15 protein-coding genes and 5 tRNA genes are annotated in these 19,430 nt (G+C 54.8%); 5 read left to right on the top strand and 15 right to left on the bottom strand.

Annotated features, from left to right (window positions below; genetic code table 11):
- Window positions 1–37 precede the first annotated feature (37 nt).
- The 5 genes from proX (at window position 38) to emrB (ending at window position 5,903) form a co-directional block, all read left to right on the top strand.
- Window positions 38–1,039 carry a glycine betaine/L-proline ABC transporter substrate-binding protein ProX gene (gene proX, locus ABTW00_RS05255; protein WP_064543235.1) on the top strand — a complete coding sequence of 334 codons (1,002 nt, stop codon included), beginning with the start codon at window positions 38–40 and terminating at the stop codon, window positions 1,037–1,039.
- Window positions 1,040–1,215: 176 nt separating this feature from the next.
- Window positions 1,216–2,397 (top strand): MFS transporter, encoded by a 1,182-nt coding sequence (locus tag ABTW00_RS05250; protein WP_433639333.1) that lies wholly within the window; start codon window positions 1,216–1,218, stop codon window positions 2,395–2,397.
- 136 nt (window positions 2,398–2,533) lie between these two features.
- Window positions 2,534–3,064 (top strand): transcriptional repressor MprA, encoded by a 531-nt coding sequence (gene mprA, locus ABTW00_RS05245; protein ID WP_064543231.1) that lies wholly within the window; start codon window positions 2,534–2,536, stop codon window positions 3,062–3,064.
- 111 nt (window positions 3,065–3,175) lie between these two features.
- Window positions 3,176–4,348, top strand: a complete 1,173-nt coding sequence (gene emrA, locus ABTW00_RS05240) for a multidrug efflux MFS transporter periplasmic adaptor subunit EmrA (RefSeq protein WP_064543230.1) — start codon at window positions 3,176–3,178, stop codon at window positions 4,346–4,348.
- Between the two features lie 16 nt (window positions 4,349–4,364).
- Complete coding sequence (gene emrB, locus ABTW00_RS05235; protein ID WP_163446252.1) at window positions 4,365–5,903, top strand: multidrug efflux MFS transporter permease subunit EmrB; 1,539 nt, start codon at window positions 4,365–4,367, stop codon at window positions 5,901–5,903.
- A gap of 161 nt (window positions 5,904–6,064) precedes the next feature.
- Here emrB and ABTW00_RS05230 read toward each other — a convergent pair whose 3' ends face one another.
- The 15 genes from ABTW00_RS05230 to recX form a co-directional block, all read right to left on the bottom strand.
- Window positions 6,065–8,848, bottom strand: coding sequence for a glycoside hydrolase family 3 protein (locus tag ABTW00_RS05230; RefSeq protein WP_433639329.1), 2,784 nt, complete (start codon window positions 8,846–8,848; stop codon window positions 6,065–6,067).
- Between the two features lie 29 nt (window positions 8,849–8,877).
- On the bottom strand, window positions 8,878–10,236 hold the full coding sequence (locus ABTW00_RS05225) for a glycoside-pentoside-hexuronide (GPH):cation symporter (RefSeq protein WP_064543224.1): 1,359 nt from the start codon (window positions 10,234–10,236) through the stop codon (window positions 8,878–8,880).
- Window positions 10,237–10,542: 306 nt separating this feature from the next.
- Window positions 10,543–11,058 (bottom strand): S-ribosylhomocysteine lyase, encoded by a 516-nt coding sequence (luxS, locus tag ABTW00_RS05220; RefSeq protein ID WP_064543222.1) that lies wholly within the window; start codon window positions 11,056–11,058, stop codon window positions 10,543–10,545.
- Between the two features lie 260 nt (window positions 11,059–11,318).
- On the bottom strand, window positions 11,319–12,863 hold the full coding sequence (gene gshA / locus ABTW00_RS05215) for a glutamate--cysteine ligase (protein ID WP_433639325.1): 1,545 nt from the start codon (window positions 12,861–12,863) through the stop codon (window positions 11,319–11,321).
- 81 nt (window positions 12,864–12,944) lie between these two features.
- Complete coding sequence (locus ABTW00_RS05210) at window positions 12,945–13,373, bottom strand: YqaA family protein (RefSeq protein ID WP_064543219.1); 429 nt, start codon at window positions 13,371–13,373, stop codon at window positions 12,945–12,947.
- Window positions 13,370–13,936: a fructose-1-phosphate/6-phosphogluconate phosphatase gene (gene yqaB / locus ABTW00_RS05205; RefSeq protein ID WP_065358199.1), complete on the bottom strand. Its 567-nt coding sequence runs from the start codon at window positions 13,934–13,936 to the stop codon at window positions 13,370–13,372. The genes ABTW00_RS05210 and yqaB overlap by 4 nt, the downstream gene beginning before the upstream one ends.
- Window positions 13,937–14,058: 122 nt before the next feature.
- On the bottom strand, window positions 14,059–14,373 hold the full coding sequence (locus ABTW00_RS05200) for a BON domain-containing protein (RefSeq protein ID WP_064543215.1): 315 nt from the start codon (window positions 14,371–14,373) through the stop codon (window positions 14,059–14,061).
- A 292-nt stretch (window positions 14,374–14,665) separates the two neighbouring features.
- Window positions 14,666–14,742: transfer RNA gene (locus tag ABTW00_RS05195), tRNA-Arg, on the bottom strand.
- Between the two features lie 34 nt (window positions 14,743–14,776).
- A tRNA-Arg gene (locus ABTW00_RS05190) sits at window positions 14,777–14,853 on the bottom strand.
- A gap of 60 nt (window positions 14,854–14,913) precedes the next feature.
- Window positions 14,914–14,990: transfer RNA gene (locus ABTW00_RS05185), tRNA-Arg, on the bottom strand.
- A 90-nt stretch (window positions 14,991–15,080) separates the two neighbouring features.
- Window positions 15,081–15,157: transfer RNA gene (locus tag ABTW00_RS05180), tRNA-Arg, on the bottom strand.
- Window positions 15,158–15,160: 3 nt separating this feature from the next.
- Window positions 15,161–15,253 (bottom strand) — tRNA-Ser (locus ABTW00_RS05175).
- Window positions 15,254–15,570: 317 nt separating this feature from the next.
- Window positions 15,571–15,756, bottom strand: a complete 186-nt coding sequence (gene csrA / locus ABTW00_RS05170) for a carbon storage regulator CsrA (RefSeq protein ID WP_007370562.1) — start codon at window positions 15,754–15,756, stop codon at window positions 15,571–15,573.
- A 242-nt stretch (window positions 15,757–15,998) separates the two neighbouring features.
- Window positions 15,999–18,626, bottom strand: a complete 2,628-nt coding sequence (gene alaS, locus ABTW00_RS05165) for an alanine--tRNA ligase (RefSeq protein WP_433639318.1) — start codon at window positions 18,624–18,626, stop codon at window positions 15,999–16,001.
- 253 nt (window positions 18,627–18,879) lie between these two features.
- The gene (gene recX, locus ABTW00_RS05160; protein ID WP_433639315.1) at window positions 18,880–19,380 is read right to left on the bottom strand and encodes a recombination regulator RecX; all 501 of its coding nucleotides are present in this window, start codon (window positions 19,378–19,380) and stop codon (window positions 18,880–18,882) included.
- Window positions 19,381–19,430: the final 50 nt, after the last annotated feature.

Below are 19,430 nucleotides of genomic sequence, written 5' to 3'. Positions count from 1 at the left end.
CCAACGCTCCACGACTATCACTATTAAAGGAACAACGATGCGACACTCATTTGTCTTAGCCACTGCTTTTACCACGCTGGTCTCCACCAGCGCGTTTGCTGCCGACCTTCCAGGGAAAGGCATTACCGTTCAGCCGGTGCAGAGCACCCTGTCAGAAGAGACCTTCCAGACGCTGCTGGTGAGCCGCGCGCTGGAAAAACTGGGCTACACCGTCAGTAAACCGAACGAAGTCGATTACAACGTCGGCTACACTTCTATTGCCGCTGGTGATGCGACGTTCACCGCCGTCAACTGGATCCCGCTGCATAACGACATGTACGCCGCCGCGGGCGGTGATAAGAAGTTCTATCGTGAAGGGACGCTGGTTGGCGGCGCGGCACAGGGTTATTTGATCGATAAGAAAACCGCCGATCAATACCACATCACCAATATTGCGCAGTTGAAAGATCCGAAGATTGCCAAACTGTTCGACACCAACGGTAACGGTAAAGCCGACCTGACCGGCTGTACGCCAGGCTGGGGCTGTGAAACGGCCATCAACCACCAGTTGGAAGCTTACGACCTGAACAAAACCGTCGATCATAATCAGGGTAACTACGCGGCGATGATGGCCGACACCATTACCCGTTTTAAAGAAGGTAAACCGATCTTCTACTACACCTGGACGCCGTACTGGGTGAGCGATGTACTGAAACCGGGCAAAGACGTGGTGTGGCTGCAGGTGCCGTTCTCTTCCCTGCCAGGCGTTCCGAAAGATGCCGACACCAAGCTGCCTAACGGCGCTAACTACGGCTTCCCGGTAAGCACTATCCATATTGTCGCCAACAAAGCCTGGGCCGAGAAAAACCCGGCTGCCGCGAAGCTGTTCGCCATTATGAAACTGCCGCTGTCTGACATTAACGCGCAGAACTCCATGATGCATGCCGGTAAAGCATCGGAAGCCGACGTTCAGGGCCAGGTTGATGGCTGGATTAAAGCCCACCAGCAGGTATTTGACGGCTGGGTGAAAGAAGCGTTGGCAGCGCAGAATAAGGACTGATAAACCTGGCGCCATCAAACAAAGCCGCCACCGGTCACCGGATGGCGGCTTTGTCTTATCCGGCCTATACGAGACAACGACCGCCATCAAAAAGCACATTCCGCTACGCGACATTTTCCCGCTCCTCCCAGCCTTTCGTTATTATCGTCCTTATTCTTCCTCACATTCTCAATACCATGACTAAACCTGCTCACGGGCTTAGCCCAGCGTTAATCGCCTTAATGTCCGTCGCCACCGGCCTTGCCGTTGCCAGTAACTACTATGCACAACCGCTGCTGGAAACCATCGCCCGTCACTTCTCACTAAGCGCCGGACAGGCCGGTTTTATCGTTACCGCCGCCCAGTTGGGCTACGCCGCCGGGCTGCTGTTCCTCGTACCGCTGGGCGATATGTTTGAACGTCGCGCGCTGATTGTCACCATGACGCTGCTCGCCGCGGGAGGCATGCTGATCACCGCCAGCAGCAGTTCGCTGGTCATGATGATCCTCGGTACCGCCCTTACGGGACTCTTCTCCGTAGTCGCGCAGCTTCTGGTCCCTATGGCGGCCACCCTCGCCTCACCGGAAAAGCGTGGCAAAGTGGTCGGAACCGTGATGAGCGGATTGCTGCTGGGTATCCTGCTGGCGCGAACCGTCGCTGGGCTGCTGGCAAGCCTCGGCGGCTGGCGTACCGTTTACTGGGTCGCCAGCGCGCTGATGGTGGTACTGGCCTTCGCCCTGTGGCGTGGTCTGCCGAAGCTCAAGCAGGAGACGCACCTTAACTATCCGCAGCTGCTCGGCTCTATTTTTAGCCTCTTCGCGCACAATAAGCTGCTGCGCACCCGCGCGCTGCTCGGCTGCCTGACTTTTGCCAATTTCAGCATTCTGTGGACCTCGATGGCGTTTCTGCTCTCGGGCGCACCGTTCAACTATTCGGAAGGCACGATCGGCCTGTTTGGTCTGGCGGGCGCGGCGGGTGCGCTGGGCGCACGTCCCGTCGGTGGGCTGGCGGATAAAGGCAAAGCACACCTGACAACCACATGGGGCCTGGTGTTGTTGCTGCTTTCCTGGGTGGCTATTGGCTACGGCCAGACCTCCGCCATTGCGCTGATTATCGGTATTCTGGTGCTGGATCTGACGGTTCAGGGGGTGCATATCACCAATCAGACGGTGATTTATCGCGTGCAGCCTGACGCCCGTAACCGACTCACCGCAGGCTACATGACCAGCTACTTTATCGGTGGTGCGGCAGGGTCGCTGCTATCGGCCTGGGCCTGGCAGCATGCCGGCTGGCTCGGAGTCTGTGCGGCCGGCGCGGCGATTTCCGTCGCCAACCTTTTGGTCTGGTGGTGGGGCTATCATCGTCAGGCAGCCGAGTAACGGCGAGGGGTGATGAGCATACGTATTCATCACCCCTATGCCATAGGGTCATCACATAAATTACTGGCAATAATTCATTTACTTTATTTGTCACTGTCGTTACTATATCGGCTGTAACTAATGAGGTAATGCCCAGATGGATAGTTCGTTTACGCCCATTGAACAAATGCTGAAATTTCGCGCCAGCCGCTGCGAAGAGTTCCCTTTTCAGGAAATTCTCCTGACTCGCCTGTGTATGCACATGCAGGGTAAGCTGCTGGATAACCGCAATAAAATGCTGAAAGCTCAAGGGATTAACGAGACGTTGTTTATGGCGCTAATTACGCTGGAGTCTCAAGAAAATCACAGCATTCAGCCCTCCGAACTCAGCTGCGCGCTCGGGTCATCGCGTACCAACGCCACCCGCATCGCCGATGAACTGGAAAAACGCGGCTGGATTGAACGTCGTGAAAGCGACAATGACCGCCGTTGTCTGCATCTGCAGCTCACCGACAAAGGTCGCGAATTCCTGAGCGAGGTTTTGCCTCCGCAGCATCACTGCCTGCATCAGCTTTGGTCGTCTCTCAGCGCGGCTGAGAAAGATCAGCTTGAGCATATCACCCGCAAACTTCTTACCCGTCTGGATCAGATGGAAGAGGATGGCTCAGTACTCGACGCCCTGCGCTGATACTACCGCGATCGCAATGAAAACAAACAGGCCAGCAGATAACCCCTGCTGGCCTTTCTGGTAAACAGGTCGGCGTTGCCGATATCAATAATAAGAAATGTGGAGAATCACATGAGCGCAAATGCGGAGACTCAAACCCCGCAGCAACCCGCCAACAAGAAAGGCAAACGTAAACGCGCCCTCATCTTGTTGACCTTGCTCTTTGTTATTATTGCCGTGGCCTACGGGGCCTACTGGTTTTTGGTTCTGCGTCACTTCGAGGAAACCGATGACGCTTACGTGGCAGGGAACCAGGTACAAATCATGGCGCAGGTGTCCGGTAGCGTGACGAAAGTCTGGGCCGACAACACCGACTACATCCAGCAGGGTGACGTGCTGGTCACGCTTGACCAGACCGATGCTCAGCAGGCGTTTGAAAAAGCGCAGACCCAGCTGGCCTCCAGCGTGCGCCAGATGCGCCAGCTGATGATCAACAACAAGCAGCTGCAGGCGAATATCGATATTCGCAAAACCACGCTGGCTCAGGCGCAAACCGACCTCAACCGTCGTATTCCGCTGGGCAGCGCCAACCTGATTGGCCGCGAAGAGCTGCAGCACGCGAAAGATGCGGTGACCAGCGCTCAGGCGGCGCTCGATGTGGCGGTACAGCAGTACAACGCTAACCAGGCGATGATTCTGGGGACCAAACTGGAAGATCAGCCAACGGTTCGCCAGGCGGCAACCGACGTTCGTAACGCCTGGCTTGCCCTGCAACGTACCAAAATTGTCAGCCCGATGAGCGGCTATGTTTCCCGCCGTTCCGTCCAGCCTGGCGCGCAGATAAGCCCAACCACTCCGCTGATGGCGGTAGTGCCGGCCAGCAACCTGTGGGTAGATGCAAACTTTAAAGAGACGCAGCTGGCGCACATGCGTATCGGCCAGCCGGTAACCGTCATCAGCGATATCTACGGTGACGACGTCAAATACACCGGGAAAGTGGTCGGTCTCGATATGGGTACCGGCAGCGCCTTCTCGCTGCTGCCGGCGCAGAACGCCACCGGTAACTGGATCAAAGTCGTACAGCGTCTGCCGGTACGTATTGAACTGGATGCCGATCAGCTGGCGAAACACCCGCTGCGTATCGGTCTCTCTACGCTGGTGAAGGTTGATACCTCCAACCGCGACGGTCAGATGCTGGCTAACCAGATTCGTACCAGCCCGGTTTACGAGAGCAATGCGCGTGAAATCAGCCTCGATCCGGTTAACAAGCTGATTAACGACATCGTCCAGGCCAACGCCAACTAATGCTGGGGTGCGCGTAATGCAACAGCAAAAACCGCTGGAAGGCGCGCAGCTGGTCATTATGACCATTGCGCTGTCGCTGGCCACCTTTATGCAGGTGCTGGACTCCACCATCGCGAACGTGGCTATCCCCACCATCGCCGGTAACCTTGGCTCATCGCTGAGCCAGGGGACGTGGGTTATCACCTCATTCGGGGTCGCGAACGCCATCTCCATTCCGATTACCGGCTGGCTGGCGAAGCGCGTCGGTGAGGTGAAGCTGTTCCTGTGGTCGACCGTCGCCTTTGTCATTGCGTCCTGGGCGTGCGGGATGTCCAACAGCCTGAGCATGCTGATCTTCTTCCGCGTGATTCAGGGGATCGTTGCCGGGCCGTTGATCCCGCTGTCGCAGAGTTTGCTGCTCAGCAACTATCCTCCCGCCAAACGCTCAATCGCGCTGGCGCTGTGGTCGATGACGGTGATCGTGGCCCCGATCTGCGGGCCAATCCTCGGCGGCTACATCAGCGATAACTATCACTGGGGCTGGATCTTCTTTATCAACGTGCCGATTGGCGCGATAGTGGTATTGTTAAGCCTCCAGACCCTGCGCGGGCGTGAAACCCGAACCGAGCAAAGGCGTATCGACGGCATTGGCCTGGCGCTGCTGGTGTTGGGGATTGGTAGCCTACAGGTCATGCTCGACCAGGGGAAAGAGCTCGACTGGTTCAACTCCACGGAAATTATTGTGCTGACCATCGTGGCGGTGGTGTCGCTAAGCTTCCTGATCGTCTGGGAGTTGACCGACGATAACCCGATAGTCGATCTGTCGTTGTTTAAGTCACGAAACTTTACTATCGGCTGTTTGTGTATCAGCCTGGCCTATATGCTCTACTTCGGCGCGATTGTTTTGCTGCCGCAGCTATTGCAGGAGGTCTACGGTTATACCGCAACCTGGGCAGGTCTGGCTTCAGCGCCGGTAGGCGTCATTCCGGTGCTGCTGTCGCCGATTATCGGTCGATTTGCCCATAAGCTGGATATGCGCCGTCTGGTCACCTTCAGCTTTATTATGTATGCCGTGTGCTTCTACTGGCGCGCCTACACCTTCGAACCGGGAATGGACTTCGGCGCCTCGGCCTGGCCGCAGTTTATTCAGGGCTTCGCCGTCGCGTGCTTCTTCATGCCGTTGACCACCATTACGCTTTCCGGGCTACCGCCTGAGCGTCTGGCGGCCGCATCGAGTCTGTCGAACTTTACCCGTACGCTGGCAGGCTCCATCGGGACGTCGATTACCACCACGCTGTGGACTAACCGTGAAGCAATGCATCACGCTCAGCTCACCGAGTCGGTGACGCCGTTCAACCCCAATGCCCAGCAGATGTACGATCAGCTGCAAGGCATGGGGATGACGCAGCAGCAGGCTTCCGGCTGGATAGCCCAGCAGATTACCAACCAGGGGCTGATTGTCTCAGCCAACGAAATCTTCTGGATTTCGGCGGGGATCTTCCTGGTGCTGCTGGGGCTGGTGTGGTTCGCCAGACCGCCGTTTGGCGCTGGCAGTGGAGGCGGTGGCGCTCACTAGTTAAAAAGCCAGCTCAGTTGAGCTGGCTTTTTTGTTCGGAAAACCGAAAATATCCTTGTATAACAGCAAGATGACATAACCCTGACAAGCGCAACGACAGCAGTCTACCCGGAGCAAATTGCCAGATGGCGGCCTTGCCTTATCTGGCCTACAAACGGCACTCAGGAATCAACACGCTTAAACTCCAGCCAGTCGATTTCCAGACCCGCTTTCATCACCTCGGTTTGCACCCGGTAGTATCCCGGCTCCAGCTGCACACGACACAGCTTCTGTACCACTCTCTGCCCCAGGGTTCCGCGCGTCTGTATCGTGGCGACAAATTTACCGTTGAATAACAGGTTGGTCGCCGTCTGCGCCAGCGGCATCGCCGCCGCGTTCACGCTCACCAGCAGGTCATATGCTCCTGCGTGCGGAATATAAATCGCCAGCGGTTCGGTGTAGCGTAGCCGCGACTCGGGCGCGATTTTGATCGCATCTGCGATATACAGCTCGTTGTCCGTGGTGATTACCGGCACCCGCACTTTTGGCACCTCGCCCCGCTTCACCACCTGCGTGTGCAGCATAAACGACAGAATATTGCTGGCGCAGCGCTGAAGCTCACCCAGCGTCAGGGTTCCGTCAGCCAGCGCCGTCAGCGTGTTATCCTCTCCGGCATTAATCTCCGCGCCGTTGTTGTTAACCACCATATACAGATCGTTTTGTGCCCGGATCATCGCCGCCGTGTTGTTAACCGTCGCGTCACCGCCGACGATGGCATCATTCATCTTTGCCCACCAGTCGGTCATCACGATGCCTTGAAAGCCCCAGTCATCGCGCAAAATCGTCGTGTTCAGGCAGTAGTTTGACGCTGACCAGTGGCCGTTAATCGGGTTATACGCCGTCATCACCGCCATCGCGCCGCCCTCTTTCACCGCATATTCAAAGCCGCGCAGATAAATTTCACGTAGCGCGCGCGCCGAAACCACCGCATTTGCCTGGGCACGCGCCTGCTCCTGGCTATTGCAGGCAAAGTGCTTGAGCGTGGCAATGCCGCCACCGCTACGAATACCGCGCACCGTGGCCGCCGCCATCATGCCTGTCAGTAGCGGATCTTCCGAGAAATACTCAAAGTTACGCCCGTTGAGCGGATGACGGTGGATGTTCATTCCCGGCCCCAGCAGCAGATCGATCTGATTACGCTGTAGCTCCTTGCCTTCCATCGCGTATAAACGCTCAATCAAAACCGGATCCCAGGTACAAGCCAGCAGCGTACCGCTGGGCATCAGCGTCGCATGCGCGCCGTTATCCATGCGGATACCGGAAGGGCCATCAGCCGTAGAGGCTAGCGGAATGCCTTTTTCCAACAGGCTGTCACTGGTGCCCCCGAACGCTGAGGCCACGCCCGGCGTAACCTTGTGGCTACACATCCCCTCACCGCGCACCAGACAGGCCAGTTCCTCGGGCTCGAGCTGGGCGATAAATTCCGCCATATCGGCACGTCCCTGCGCCACATCAGCAAAGCGAATATTTCGATCGCCAGTCAGACTCAGCGCCGACGGCAGACGCGTATGAATACGGTGATGCAGAGAAAATTTTCTCCTCGGCGTCTCCTCCCACTCCTCAAGCCACGTGCCGGATGTCAGGCGTTTGCCGGGACGCAGTCGCGAAAATGGCACCGTTGGCGCCAGCGCCTGCTCATGACAGGACACAACCCGCAGCATCGGCTGTACGTAGCCGTCCTCGCCCTGAACGCCGATCGGCTGTAAATTACGCACCTGATTCCCACCCCAGAAACGGTATGTTCCCGCCTCCAGCACCCAACAGTTGGGATGACCGGTAGCACCGCTGTCGTCCCACGAAGCCAGCCGTTCCAGCGGCACCGTTAGCGTCAGCGTTTCACGCTCGCCCGGCTGTAGCACCCGGGTTTTCCCAAACGCGATCAGCTGGCGCGCAGGCTTACCTAACACCCCCTGAGGGGCTTCAAGATAGATCTGCACCACCTCGCTTCCCGCAAATCGCTCGCCCACATTGTCGACCGTCGCCGTAAACTGCAACGACAGCGAGGGATCGACAATCAACTCAGCCCGCAAAGCGTGGAGGGTAAAACGCGTGTAGGACAACCCAAAACCAAATGGATACAGAACGGACTGCGGCCGGAAAGTTTCAAAGTAGCGATAGCCTACATAAATATCTTCCTGATAAATATTTTGCACGCTATCGCCCCAGCAGGCAGCTGAAGGGTACTCGTCCAGCGAGGTGGCGAGGGTATCGGTCAGCTTACCGGAGGGCGTCACATCGCCGCACAGCAGCGAAGCAACCACCCGACCTCCGTGCGGGCCGCCGTGCCAGGCGTAGAGAATGGCGCCAATATGTGGCCGCAGCGCCGGATCTTCCGACCATGACATGTCGATGATTGAAGACACGTTCAACACAACGATCACGTTATTGAAGCGTTGGCATACCGCTTTCAGCATGGCGTATTCAGCATCACTCAGGCGATAGCCGCCGGGCACATCGGCATTGTCTTTATCTTCACCGGCTGTGCGGCCAATCACAACCACCGCTTTATTGGAAACCAGGCTGGCCCTGGCAACCAGATCATCGCTCAGCGGCATCTCCTGTTGAAACCACGGTTCCTGCGCCCAGCCTCCGCCGCCGTTATCAAAAGGGTGCGAGATAACCCACTGCTCATAGCTCTGCGCCACGATGCTATTGATCCGCGCGCCGCAGCGTTCGCGCATCGCATCCAGCAGGTTACAGGTTGATACAACGTTTACCGCCCCGCCGGACCCCGTGCCGCTACGATAGTAATTGATTTGGGTACGGCCAAAAATGGCGATCGTATCCAGTTCATCCAGCGGTAGCGTCCGCGGCCTGTTTTTCAGTAATACCGCGCCCTGTGCCGCTACGGTCATCGAGAATTCGGCAAACCCCTCCAGGGGTTTACCGATGAAAGCGTGATGCATACGTGATTCCCCCTTCCCGAGGATTTAACTTACGAATGGGCAAATGTGCCTTTTTTCAGGTCATCAACAACGCCGTTCATTCTGGTTTCGTTCAAACCATAGAACTTGATCGAGAACGCAGTCAGCACGTAGAACACAGCCGGAACAATCGTAAATAACAGCATCACGCCCTGAGCGGCGGAAGGGGACTGTACGGCCACGCCGGATTCGTAATGGAAATAAGCCAATACCCAACCTAAAATGGCGCCACCGACGGCAACCCCCAGCTTAATAATGAATATATTGGCCGCAACATTCATTCCTGTAATGCGACGCTGCGTTTTCCATTCGCCGTAATTATTTGTATCGGTAATCATCGACCACTGTAGCGCACCGTTACCGCCCTGAATCACAGAAATAATAATGTGAATCACAAATATCACTATCCATGCCTGTGGGGGAACGAAGAAACAAATAACCCCAAATGCGGCAGTGAGCAGGTTAATCCAGAATGAAAGCTTCACCTTACAAAAACGGGTACCAAACGGTTTTGCCAGCACGGACCCCGCCATGGAAGCGAACATCCCGCCAAGCATAAACAGAGAAATAATATCAGCGCCTTTATTCAACACCGTATTGATGTAATACACCACCGCGCCGCCGCGCAGCACCACGGCAACCAGCATCATGAAGTTATAGACGGAGAGAATCAGCCACTGGTCGTTTTTAAAGAGAATTTTAACGTCGCGCGCAATGTTGAGATTCTCTTCTTTAATCGGCTGAACGCGTTCTTTGGTGGTGAAGAAGCAGGTAATAAACATCAGGCAGCCAATCACCCCAAACAGAGCCATAGAAACCTGGATGCCGGTCGCCCGATCGGCCGGATAGAGGAAATCGGCCAGCGGGAGAATAAGCGCGGTACCCAGCGCGCCACCGATAGGCGTAATAGCAAATCGCCAGGACTGCAACGACAGGCTTTCGCGCGGGTCAGAGGTGAGCGCTGCGCCGAGCGAGCAGTAAGGGATGTTAATCGCGGTGTACATCAGCGTCATAAAGATATACGCCGCGACCGCGTAAACCACTTTACCGGTATCCGAGAAAGACGGGATGGAATACACCAGCACGCAACTGACAGCAAACGGCACACAAATCGCCAGCAACCATGGACGGAAACGACCCCAGCGCGTAGAAGTCGCATCGGCGATGGCCCCCATAATCGGATCGGTTATCGCATCCAGCAGACGGACCAGCAGGAACATAGTGCCCATTACCGCAGGCGGCAGGCCGTAAATATCGGTGTAAAAATAGGCCAGAATAGCCACCGACGAGTCAAATACGATATGACTGGCGGCATCCCCAAGGCTATAGCCAATCTTCTCCCGAATAGAAATTCTATCCCCTGTAGACATATACACTCCCATTTTAATTTTTGGTCATGAAACCGGTTTCTCTGGGGGTATTTTTGACAGTTACGGGGCGGGATTCTATTATGTTTTTCGACTATTCAATTACGTTTTTCATTTTATGTGATCGACAAACGGGTTAATGCCCGCATCCAAAATTATTTTGTTTAACAGCTCACAAAATAAAAATAGAAATCTTTATTTAAGATATGCATTACTTTTTTTCATTCAAATAGCAAATAATTACAACCCGAGAAATAAAAACCCCGAGGCTAGCCCCAGGGTTTTATTATCACCACATCCACATATCAACTAGATGTGCAGTTCCTGCAGTTTCTCTTTCGGCAGCGCAAGTTCATCATTGCTGTTGATGCGCACATCACGTTCGATAATATGGCGCGCAATCTCCTGCGCTTCACTCAGAGAATGCATCTCGTAGGTGCCGCACTGGTACACGTTCAGCTCCGGGATCTGGTTTTGATCCTGCACTTTCAGCACGTCGGCCATCGCGGCTTTCCAGGCATCCGCTACGCGCTGCTCGTCCGGTGTGCCAATCAGGCTCATGTAGAAACCGGTACGGCAGCCCATCGGGGAAATGTCGATAATCTCAACGCCATTACCGTTCAGATGATCGCGCATAAAGCCCGCAAACAGATGCTCAAGGGTGTGGATCCCTCTTTCCGGCATCACTTCTTTGTTCGGTACGCAAAAACGCAGGTCAAAAACCGTGATCGCGTCGCCGTGCGGGGTGTTCATTTTCTTCGCCACGCGAACGGCTGGGGCTTCCATACGGGTATGGTCAACTGTGAAGCTATCTAACAACGGCATTTCATAACCTCCGATATCACCTTCTTGCTCCCGCGCGCTGCATTTTTTTCATTAAGATAAAAACATTTAACTTATTGAATAAACTATGATTTATGCAATCCGCCACGTTCTGCCTCAGGATAATGTGATTTTTTTAAAAATAAACTGAACTCTTTGTTCCCATGCCAGTCTTACTATATGAAAGACGCGCATTTGTTATCATCATCCCTGATTCAGAGATGTATATTTTGGCCACAGTGATGTGGCCTTTTTCTTTTGTATCAGGCGTGTCTCGCCAGCAGCGCTTCAAACGATTCGTTATCCGCCTCTTCAATCTGACGCTGACGCGCTCTTGAAGCGTCCCGCTCCTTTGCAAAATCCTCTTCGCTGAGAATCTCCAGCGGCTCTTCACGCAGCATTGTCCGATACTGTTCCGCCAGGGCCTTGCCGGTTCCGCCAATCCCCTGATCAAGCATAGAACGCAGAATGCGTGCGGAGAAGGTTAACTCCGGATTATCGAAGCTGGCCACCAGTTCATCGCAAACCGTCTGGTAGGCCGTGTCGCCATTCATGCTATCCATCGTCTGCGCGACACGTTTCAGATCGTGGAACAGATCTTTGCCCACTTTGGTCAGCGGGAACTGCGCGGTTTCGCAGCCAATGCCCAGCGTCAGCCCCGGCTTACGCCCTTCCAGAATCACGCGATTCCAGTTGGTACGGGTGCACAGAAGCTCATCGCTGCTCATCTCCGGCGCATCGGCCAGCACGCACCAGACCATAAACAGGTCGAGGAAGCGAATCTGCTGCTCATCGACACCAATTGGCGAGAACGGGTTGATGTCCAGCGAGCGTACTTCGATATATTCAATACCGCCGCGCAGCAGCGCATCGGACGGAGTTTCGCCGTCGCGGGTCACACGTTTGGGGCGAATCGGCGCATACAGCTCGTTTTCAATCTGCAGAATGTTGCTGTTGATCTGCAGATACTTGCCGTCTCTCTCCAGACCAATGCGGGCATACTCTTCCGACGGCGTTTTGATCGCGCGCTTCAATCCTGCCACATACTCGTGCAATTCGTTAAACGTAATTCCGAGATTGCTTTGCGATTTATTGGTATAACCCAGATCGCTCAGACGCAGCGAGGTGGCGTAAGGCAGGTAGTACATGCCGCATTCGGTTTTCTCAAACGGCAGCGTCGTCGGTTTGCCCTGCAGGAAGGAAGAACAGATCGCCGGAGAGGCGCCAAACAGATACGGTATCACCCAGCCGAAGCGGTAATAGTTACGAATCAGACGAAAATAACCGGCTGAAATCGCTTCTTTATCCTGCGTACCGCACTTCGCCTGCCAGAAAGCCATCGGCAAAGAGAAGTTGTAGTGAACGCCGGAGATGGTTTGCATCAGCGCGCCGTAGCGGTTTTTCAGCCCTTCACGATACAGCGTTTTCAGGCGACCAATGTTCGACGTGCCGTACTGCGCCAGCTCAATGTCCTGACCCGGCGCGATGTAGCACGGCATGCTCAGCGGCCACATACGCTCATCGCCGAGCTGACGTGCAGTGTGACGATGCACATCGCGCAGAAACGTCAGCATATGGTTGATGTCGCCGTCGACCGGAGTAATAAACTCCAGCAGCGCTTCGGCGAAATCGGTAGTGATCCATTTATGGGTCAGCGTGGCGCCCAGCGCCTCCGGATGACCGGTTGTTGCCAGAGAACCATCTGCATTAACGCGTAGGGTTTCGCGCTCAAGACCGCGCTGGATCCCTTCAAGAGCCTGAGGGTGTTTTTCCAGCCAGGACAGCGCCTGTGATACGTCCGGGATCAAATTGACCTCCCGCCTGTCGAATTCATTTTATTAAGCATAATTGTCATCGTGGAGATGAGGACTCTTCCACAAGCCATCCAATTAGTGCCACCACGTCATGCCTTGCAGCGTCAGCGCCGCGACTGCGATATAGCGCAGCGCTTTACCCAGGCATAAAAAAAAGAGTACCGGTCCCCAGGAAATGCGCATCCAGCCTGCGAGCAGGCACAGCAAATCACCGATAACGGGCATCCAGCTCAGCAGCAGCGTGGCCGCGCCGTAGCGACGCAACCAGCCCACCGCTTTTTCCTGCCAACGCGATGTTTTGCGTAATGGAAAAAAACGACCAAGAATAACGTTTGTAGCCCCGCCAAGGCTATTACCCATTGTTGCTATTACTACCAGAAGCCAGGGCTTGCTTGCGCCTGCTAGCAGCAGGCCAATCAGCACGGCTTCCGAGTTGCCCGGCAGCAGCGTTGCGCTGAGAAAGCTGCTTGCAAACAGCGACCCCAACGCCAGAAGTTCATTCACAGCAATCGAACGTCAACAGCATCCATTCCCGCAGCGGCGGCAGCCTGAAGGCCGAAATCGGCATCTTCAAACACCACGCAGCGTTCCGCCGCCACGCCCATACGCTCCGCGCACAGTAAGAAGGTGTCCGGTGCGGGTTTATGCAGTTTAACGTGATCGGCAGCGACAACGGCCGCAAAATAGTGGCGCAGGCCCAGATGTGCGAGCAGCGCCTCGGCCACCGCGCTTTCGCTGCCGGTGCCGACGGCCATCGGTCGACGACCATGCCACGCTTTCACGACTTCAATCAGCGGCAGCGGCGTAACCGAGTCCAGCAGCATCGATTTCACCGCATCGGTTTTTTCACGCGCCAGAAGATGGGGATCCAGATCGGCCTGATGACTTTCAATGATCGCCTGCGCAATACGCCAGGTAGGAGAACCGTTAAGGGCTACCATCGCCTGTTCATCAAAACGCATACCGTAGCGACCCAAAACCTCACGCCACGCCTTACGGTGCGTCGGCTCCGTATCAAGGATGGTGCCATCCATATCAAAAATCAATCCAGCGTAGCGCTCGTACATCGTCTTCTCACCCATCGGATAATGTGACGTTACTTTATCGTAAATGGGGATGATTGTCGCTGTTAGCCGCAGAGACAACAAAGGCGCCTTTCAGCGCCTTATCATCATCCGCATGTCACGGATTATTTTATTTGCATATCGTTTTCAACGACACGCACGCCCTGCACCTTACGGGTTACCTCGACGGCACGCTTAGCGTCCGCGGACGACGACACAAAGCCGCTCAGCTGTACGCGGCCTTTAAAGGTCTGCACGTTAATCTCGCTGGACTTGATATCTTTGTCGCTAAACAGCGCCGTTTTCACTTTGGTGGTAATGACGGTATCGTCAATGTAACCACCGGTGCTCTCTTTCGTTGACGAGCCAGCACAGCCGGACAGCGAGATAGCCATCAGAAGCGCAGCGCAAAACGCAGACGTTGCTTTGAACCATTTCATGGATTTCTCTCCTTGCAGTCATGTCACCAGAATAAGGGTGTATACAAGGATAAATTATAGAAGAAAGAATGAGTTGCCAATGAGAAAAGTGTGAAGAAGATTTTTTGGTTAAAAAGACTAATTCGAGAAAAATAAGAAAAGGTTGGCGACTTCGAGGAGATGGTGCATCCGGGAGGATTACTCGGCTGCGCCTCGCCCTGTGGGTCGTTGCTAAAGCAACGCTATCCTCCCTGGTGCTGGCGATTATCTCGCAGACCTTGAAAAAACAGTGTAGCTGTTATCTCGGAGAATATGGTGCATCCGGGAGGATTCGAACCTCCGACCGCTCGGTTCGTAGCCGAGTACTCTATCCAGCTGAGCTACGGATGCATCGGAAAAGCTAAGTATCGTGCAAAACAAAGAATGGTGCATCCGGGAGGATTCGAACCTCCGACCGCTCGGTTCGTAGCCGAGTACTCTATCCAGCTGAGCTACGGATGCATCGGGAAACTTGCTTTACTGCCGATATTGATACCATCAAAAATGATATCAAGTAAGAGATGGTGCATCCGGGAGGATTCGAACCTCCGACCGCTCGGTTCGTAGCCGAGTACTCTATCCAGCTGAGCTACGGATGCATCGGGAAACTTACTTTACTGCAGATTTGATATCGCCGCTAAAGCGCTATCATTTTCTGTAACAACGCTAATGCGCTATTGCAGAGAAGATGGTGCATCCGGGAGGATTCGAACCTCCGACCGCTCGGTTCGTAGCCGAGTACTCTATCCAGCTGAGCTACGGATGCAAATGGCGGTGAGGCGGGGATTCGAACCCCGGATGCAGCTTTTGACCGCATACTCCCTTAGCAGGGGAGCGCCTTCAGCCTCTCGGCCACCTCACCAACAACACCTCTTGCGAGTGCTTCGAGAACTTGTTTCTGCTCATCGTCGCTGTGTGGCGCACATATTACTTTCTGGGACTTATAAGTCAAACAATTTTCCGCAGATTTTTTTCGTTTGCACATTTCACAGGCAATCAGGTGTTAAAAAAAGCAGAACGGATGTTTTATCAACAGATAAAACGCGATGAAGGCCGCAAAACGGTAACCAGGGAAAATAGCATCAAAGAGATAAGCAGAAGAAAAAACGGTTAATGCAGAGGATAAAACGAGACGAACGGTGGGATTTGCGTCTCACCCGCTGGGTGAGACGCGAGAACTTAGTAATTGGACTGCTGGGATTTTTCAGCCTGGATACGCTGGTAGATCTCTTCACGGTGAACAGAGACTTCTTTCGGGGCATTTACGCCGATGCGCACCTGGTTACCCTTCACCCCTAAAACTGTCACAGTGACCTCATCTCCAATCATGAGGGTCTCACCAACTCGACGAGTCAGAATCAGCATTCTTTGCTCCTTGAAAGATTAAAAGAGTCGGGTCTCTCTGTATCCCGGCATTTTCCATCATATAACGCCAAAAGGTCAGCGATGACAAACACCTTCACGTGTAAGCAGTCACGGCATCACATTCTGTTAAATGTAAGTCTAGCCGATCTACATGACTTCAACCTGACTTTATCGTTATCAGTACCGCATATGCAAGACGCCGTAACAGATAACGTTAAGGCGTCTGCGTGCGTTTATTGTTATTACAGTTTAGCGCTTACCCAGCCTTTCACGCTGGCCAGTGCAGCAGGGAGTGCAGACGCGTCGGTACCGCCAGCTTGCGCCATATCCGGACGACCGCCCCCTTTGCCGCCCACCTGCTGAGCGACCATACCAATCAGCTCCCCTGCTTTCACACGGTCTGTGACATCCTTAGACACACCAGCAATCAGAGAAACCTTACCTTCCGCTACCGTCGCCAGCACGATAACCGCAGAACCCAGCTGGTTCTTCAGATCGTCGACCATGGTACGCAGCATTTTCGGCTCAACGCCAGCGAGCTCGCTCACCAGCAGGTTAACGCCGTTAATCGTCTCAGCTTTGCTGGAAAGATTCGCGCTTTCCTGTGCTGCCGCCTGCTCTTTCAGCTGCTGAAGCTCTTTTTCCAACTGGCGGGTACGTTCGATAACGGTACGAACCTTCTCCGTCAGGTTGTGGCTATCGCCTTTCAGCAGTTGGGCGATGTCGCTTAAGCGATCGCTTTCCGCATGCACAGAGGCAATGGCGCCTTCACCGGTTACGGCTTCAATACGACGCACACCTGCCGCAGTGCCCGATTCAGACACAATGCGGAACAGACCAATATCACCCGTACGGGAAGCGTGAGTACCGCCGCACAGCTCGGTAGAGAAGTCGCCCATGCTCAGTACGCGCACGTGGTCGTCATATTTCTCACCAAACAGCGCCATCGCACCCTTCGCTTTCGCCGCTTCCAGATCCATGATGTTGGTTTCAACAGGCAAGTTGCGACGAATCTGGGCGTTGACCAGATCTTCAACCGCGCGAATCTCTTCCGGCTTCATGGCTTCAAAGTGAGAGAAGTCGAAACGCAGCACTTTGTCGTTAACCAGAGAGCCTTTCTGCGCAACGTGAGTGCCCAGAACCTGGCGCAGCGCCGCGTGCATCAGGTGCGTCGCGGAGTGGTTCAGACGGATGCGAGCGCGACGCGTTTCATCAACATCGGCCTGCACGCCATCTCCCACTTTCAGCGCGCCGGTTGCCAGCTTGCCGAGGTGGCCGATAGCCTGACCATATTTTTGAGTGTCGCTGACCGCAAAGCTAAAGCCCGCGCCTTTCAGCTCACCTTTATCGCCAACCTGACCGCCGGATTCCGCGTAGAACGGCGTCTGGTCCAGAACGACAACGGCTTCCTGGCCCGCAGCGATAGACTCTACCGCTTTACCATCAACAAACAGCGCGGTGACTTTACCGTTCAGTTCCAGATGGTCGTAACCTTTAAATTCGGACGCCCCGTCAACACGGATCATCGCATTATAGTCGGCGCCAAAACCGCTGGACTCACGCGCGCGACGGCGCTGTTCTTCCATCGCCGCTTCAAAGCCCGCTTCATCCACCTTGATGTTGCGCTCGCGGCAAACGTCCGCCGTCAGGTCAACCGGGAAGCCGTAGGTGTCGTACAGACGGAAAGCGGTTTCGCCGTCCAGCGTATCGCCGGTCAGTTTTGCCAGCTCTTCATCGAGCAGGGCCAGGCCGCGCTCCAGCGTACGAGCAAACTGCTCTTCTTCGGTTTTCAGAACCTGTTCAACCTGCGCCTGCTGACGCTTCAGCTCTTCGCCTGCGGCCCCCATGACTTCCACCAGCGGGCCAACCAGCTTGTAGAAGAAGGTGTCTTTCGCGCCCAGCATGTTGCCGTGGCGGATTGCGCGACGAATGATACGACGCAGCACGTAGCCGCGGCTTTCGTTAGACGGCATCACGCCGTCGGCGATCAGGAAAGCACAGGAACGAATATGATCCGCAATAACGCGCAGCGATTTGTTGCTCAGATCGGTCGCGCCGGTCACTTTCGCGACGGCATCAATCAGCTTACGGAACAGGTCGATTTCGTAGTTGGAGTTAACGTGCTGCAGGACAGCAGTAATACGCTCCAGACCCATACCGGTGTCCACGGACGGCTTCGGCAGCGGTTCCATGGTGCCGTCAGCCTGACGGTTGAACTGCATGAAGACGATGTTCCAGATCTCAATGTAGCGGTCGCCGTCTTCTTCCGCGGATCCCGGAGGCCCACCCCAGATGTGGTCACCGTGGTCGTAGAAGATCTCGGTGCACGGGCCGCAAGGACCGGTGTCGCCCATCTGCCAGAAGTTATCGGATGCGTACGGCGCGCCTTTATTGTCGCCGATACGGATAATGCGCTCACGCGGGATGCCTACTTCTTTTTCCCAGATTTCGTAAGCTTCATCATCGGTTTCATACACGGTGACCCACAGACGCTCTTTCGGCAGGGCGAACCAATTTTCACCGGTCAGCAGTTCCCATGCGTACTGGATAGCATCGTGTTTGAAGTAGTCGCCGAAGCTGAAGTTACCCAGCATCTCGAAGAAAGTGTGGTGACGCGCGGTGTAGCCGACGTTTTCCAGGTCGTTGTGTTTACCGCCCGCACGCACGCAACGCTGCGCGGTGGTCGCGCGAGAATAATTACGTTTGTCGAGACCGAGGAACACATCCTTGAACTGGTTCATCCCGGCGTTGGTAAACAACAGAGTGGGGTCGTTATTCGGCACCAGGGAGCTGCTGGCAACTACCTGATGGCCTTTACTATGGAAAAAGTCGAGAAACGCCTGACGGATCTCAGCGGTGCTCTTGCTCATAATTATCCTGAAATCAAGCTACACTTCATCCTTCAAACCGCCTCTGCGTTGGCTGCGCTCGTTCACCCCAGTCACCTACTGATGTACGTTCAGGGGGGTCACTCACTTGCCGCCCTAATGCGGCTTGAATGATTTTGTGTATTTAAGGGATATTCGTCGTAGACACTCGTTGCGATAAAACAACCTGCGCCCGGACGGAAAAAGTGGGAATAAGATAAGTTTTCTTTTGAGGGAAGTAAAATCCCGAGTGGGGTCAATCAGCAAAATTTCGCCATATTTCCTGGATATCTTCCATCAGGTAGCCACGGTAAAGCAAAAAGCGTTGAATTTTGACCTTCTCAGCGAAGACGGTTGGCAGCGGTTCGCCGTATTTTCGTTGAGCCTGTTCTAGCGCCTGTGCAGCCCAGTCGATTTCACACTCCCGCATCGCCTGTTCAATGACCTCACGGGTAATCCCCTTTTGTCCCAGTTCCTGGCGAATGCGTGCGGGGCCATAACCTTTACGACTGCGCCCGGCCATAAACTGCTGAACGAAGCGCCCATCATCGAGGTAGCGGTTCTCAAAGCACCATGCCACCACCTTTTCCACGTCTTCGGGCGGCGCATCGATAGGCTCCGGGCCATTCTTGCCCATCACCGGGGCGGTAAGCTTGCGCCGTAGTTCCTGTTCACTATGGTCGCGCATCGCCAGAATACGGATAGCGCGATCCAGCAGACGGGCATAGGCGGAACGGCGCGGTGAGTTTTCAGTCATCGTTATCCTGCCATCGTGATAAACAAAAGGGCTGCATAAGCAGCCCTGGC

Origin of the sequence: Kluyvera georgiana, from assembly GCF_050990895.1 — a bacterium.
GTDB lineage: Bacteria > Pseudomonadota > Gammaproteobacteria > Enterobacterales > Enterobacteriaceae > Kluyvera > Kluyvera georgiana.
The sequence above is the reverse complement of the archived record's forward strand: the minus strand, read 5'-3'. Positions and strand labels throughout refer to the sequence as shown.

Bases quoted from the DNA above. Each gene is read 5' to 3' on its own strand.
- proX (WP_064543235.1), top strand. From the start codon at position 38: ATGCGACACTCATTTGTCTTAGCCACTGCTTTTACCACGCTGGTCTCC.
- ABTW00_RS05250 (WP_433639333.1), top strand. From the start codon at position 1,216: ATGACTAAACCTGCTCACGGGCTTAGCCCAGCGTTAATCGCCTTAATG.
- mprA (WP_064543231.1), top strand. From the start codon at position 2,534: ATGGATAGTTCGTTTACGCCCATTGAACAAATGCTGAAATTTCGCGCC.
- emrA (WP_064543230.1), top strand. From the start codon at position 3,176: ATGAGCGCAAATGCGGAGACTCAAACCCCGCAGCAACCCGCCAACAAG.
- emrB (WP_163446252.1), top strand. From the start codon at position 4,365: ATGCAACAGCAAAAACCGCTGGAAGGCGCGCAGCTGGTCATTATGACC.
- ABTW00_RS05230 (WP_433639329.1), bottom strand. From the start codon at position 8,848: ATGCATCACGCTTTCATCGGTAAACCCCTGGAGGGGTTTGCCGAATTC.
- ABTW00_RS05225 (WP_064543224.1), bottom strand. From the start codon at position 10,236: ATGTCTACAGGGGATAGAATTTCTATTCGGGAGAAGATTGGCTATAGC.
- luxS (WP_064543222.1), bottom strand. From the start codon at position 11,058: ATGCCGTTGTTAGATAGCTTCACAGTTGACCATACCCGTATGGAAGCC.
- yqaB (WP_065358199.1), bottom strand. From the start codon at position 13,936: ATGTACGAGCGCTACGCTGGATTGATTTTTGATATGGATGGCACCATC.
- ABTW00_RS05200 (WP_064543215.1), bottom strand. From the start codon at position 14,373: ATGAAATGGTTCAAAGCAACGTCTGCGTTTTGCGCTGCGCTTCTGATG.
- csrA (WP_007370562.1), bottom strand. From the start codon at position 15,756: ATGCTGATTCTGACTCGTCGAGTTGGTGAGACCCTCATGATTGGAGAT.
- alaS (WP_433639318.1), bottom strand. From the start codon at position 18,626: ATGAGCAAGAGCACCGCTGAGATCCGTCAGGCGTTTCTCGACTTTTTC.
- recX (WP_433639315.1), bottom strand. From the start codon at position 19,380: ATGACTGAAAACTCACCGCGCCGTTCCGCCTATGCCCGTCTGCTGGAT.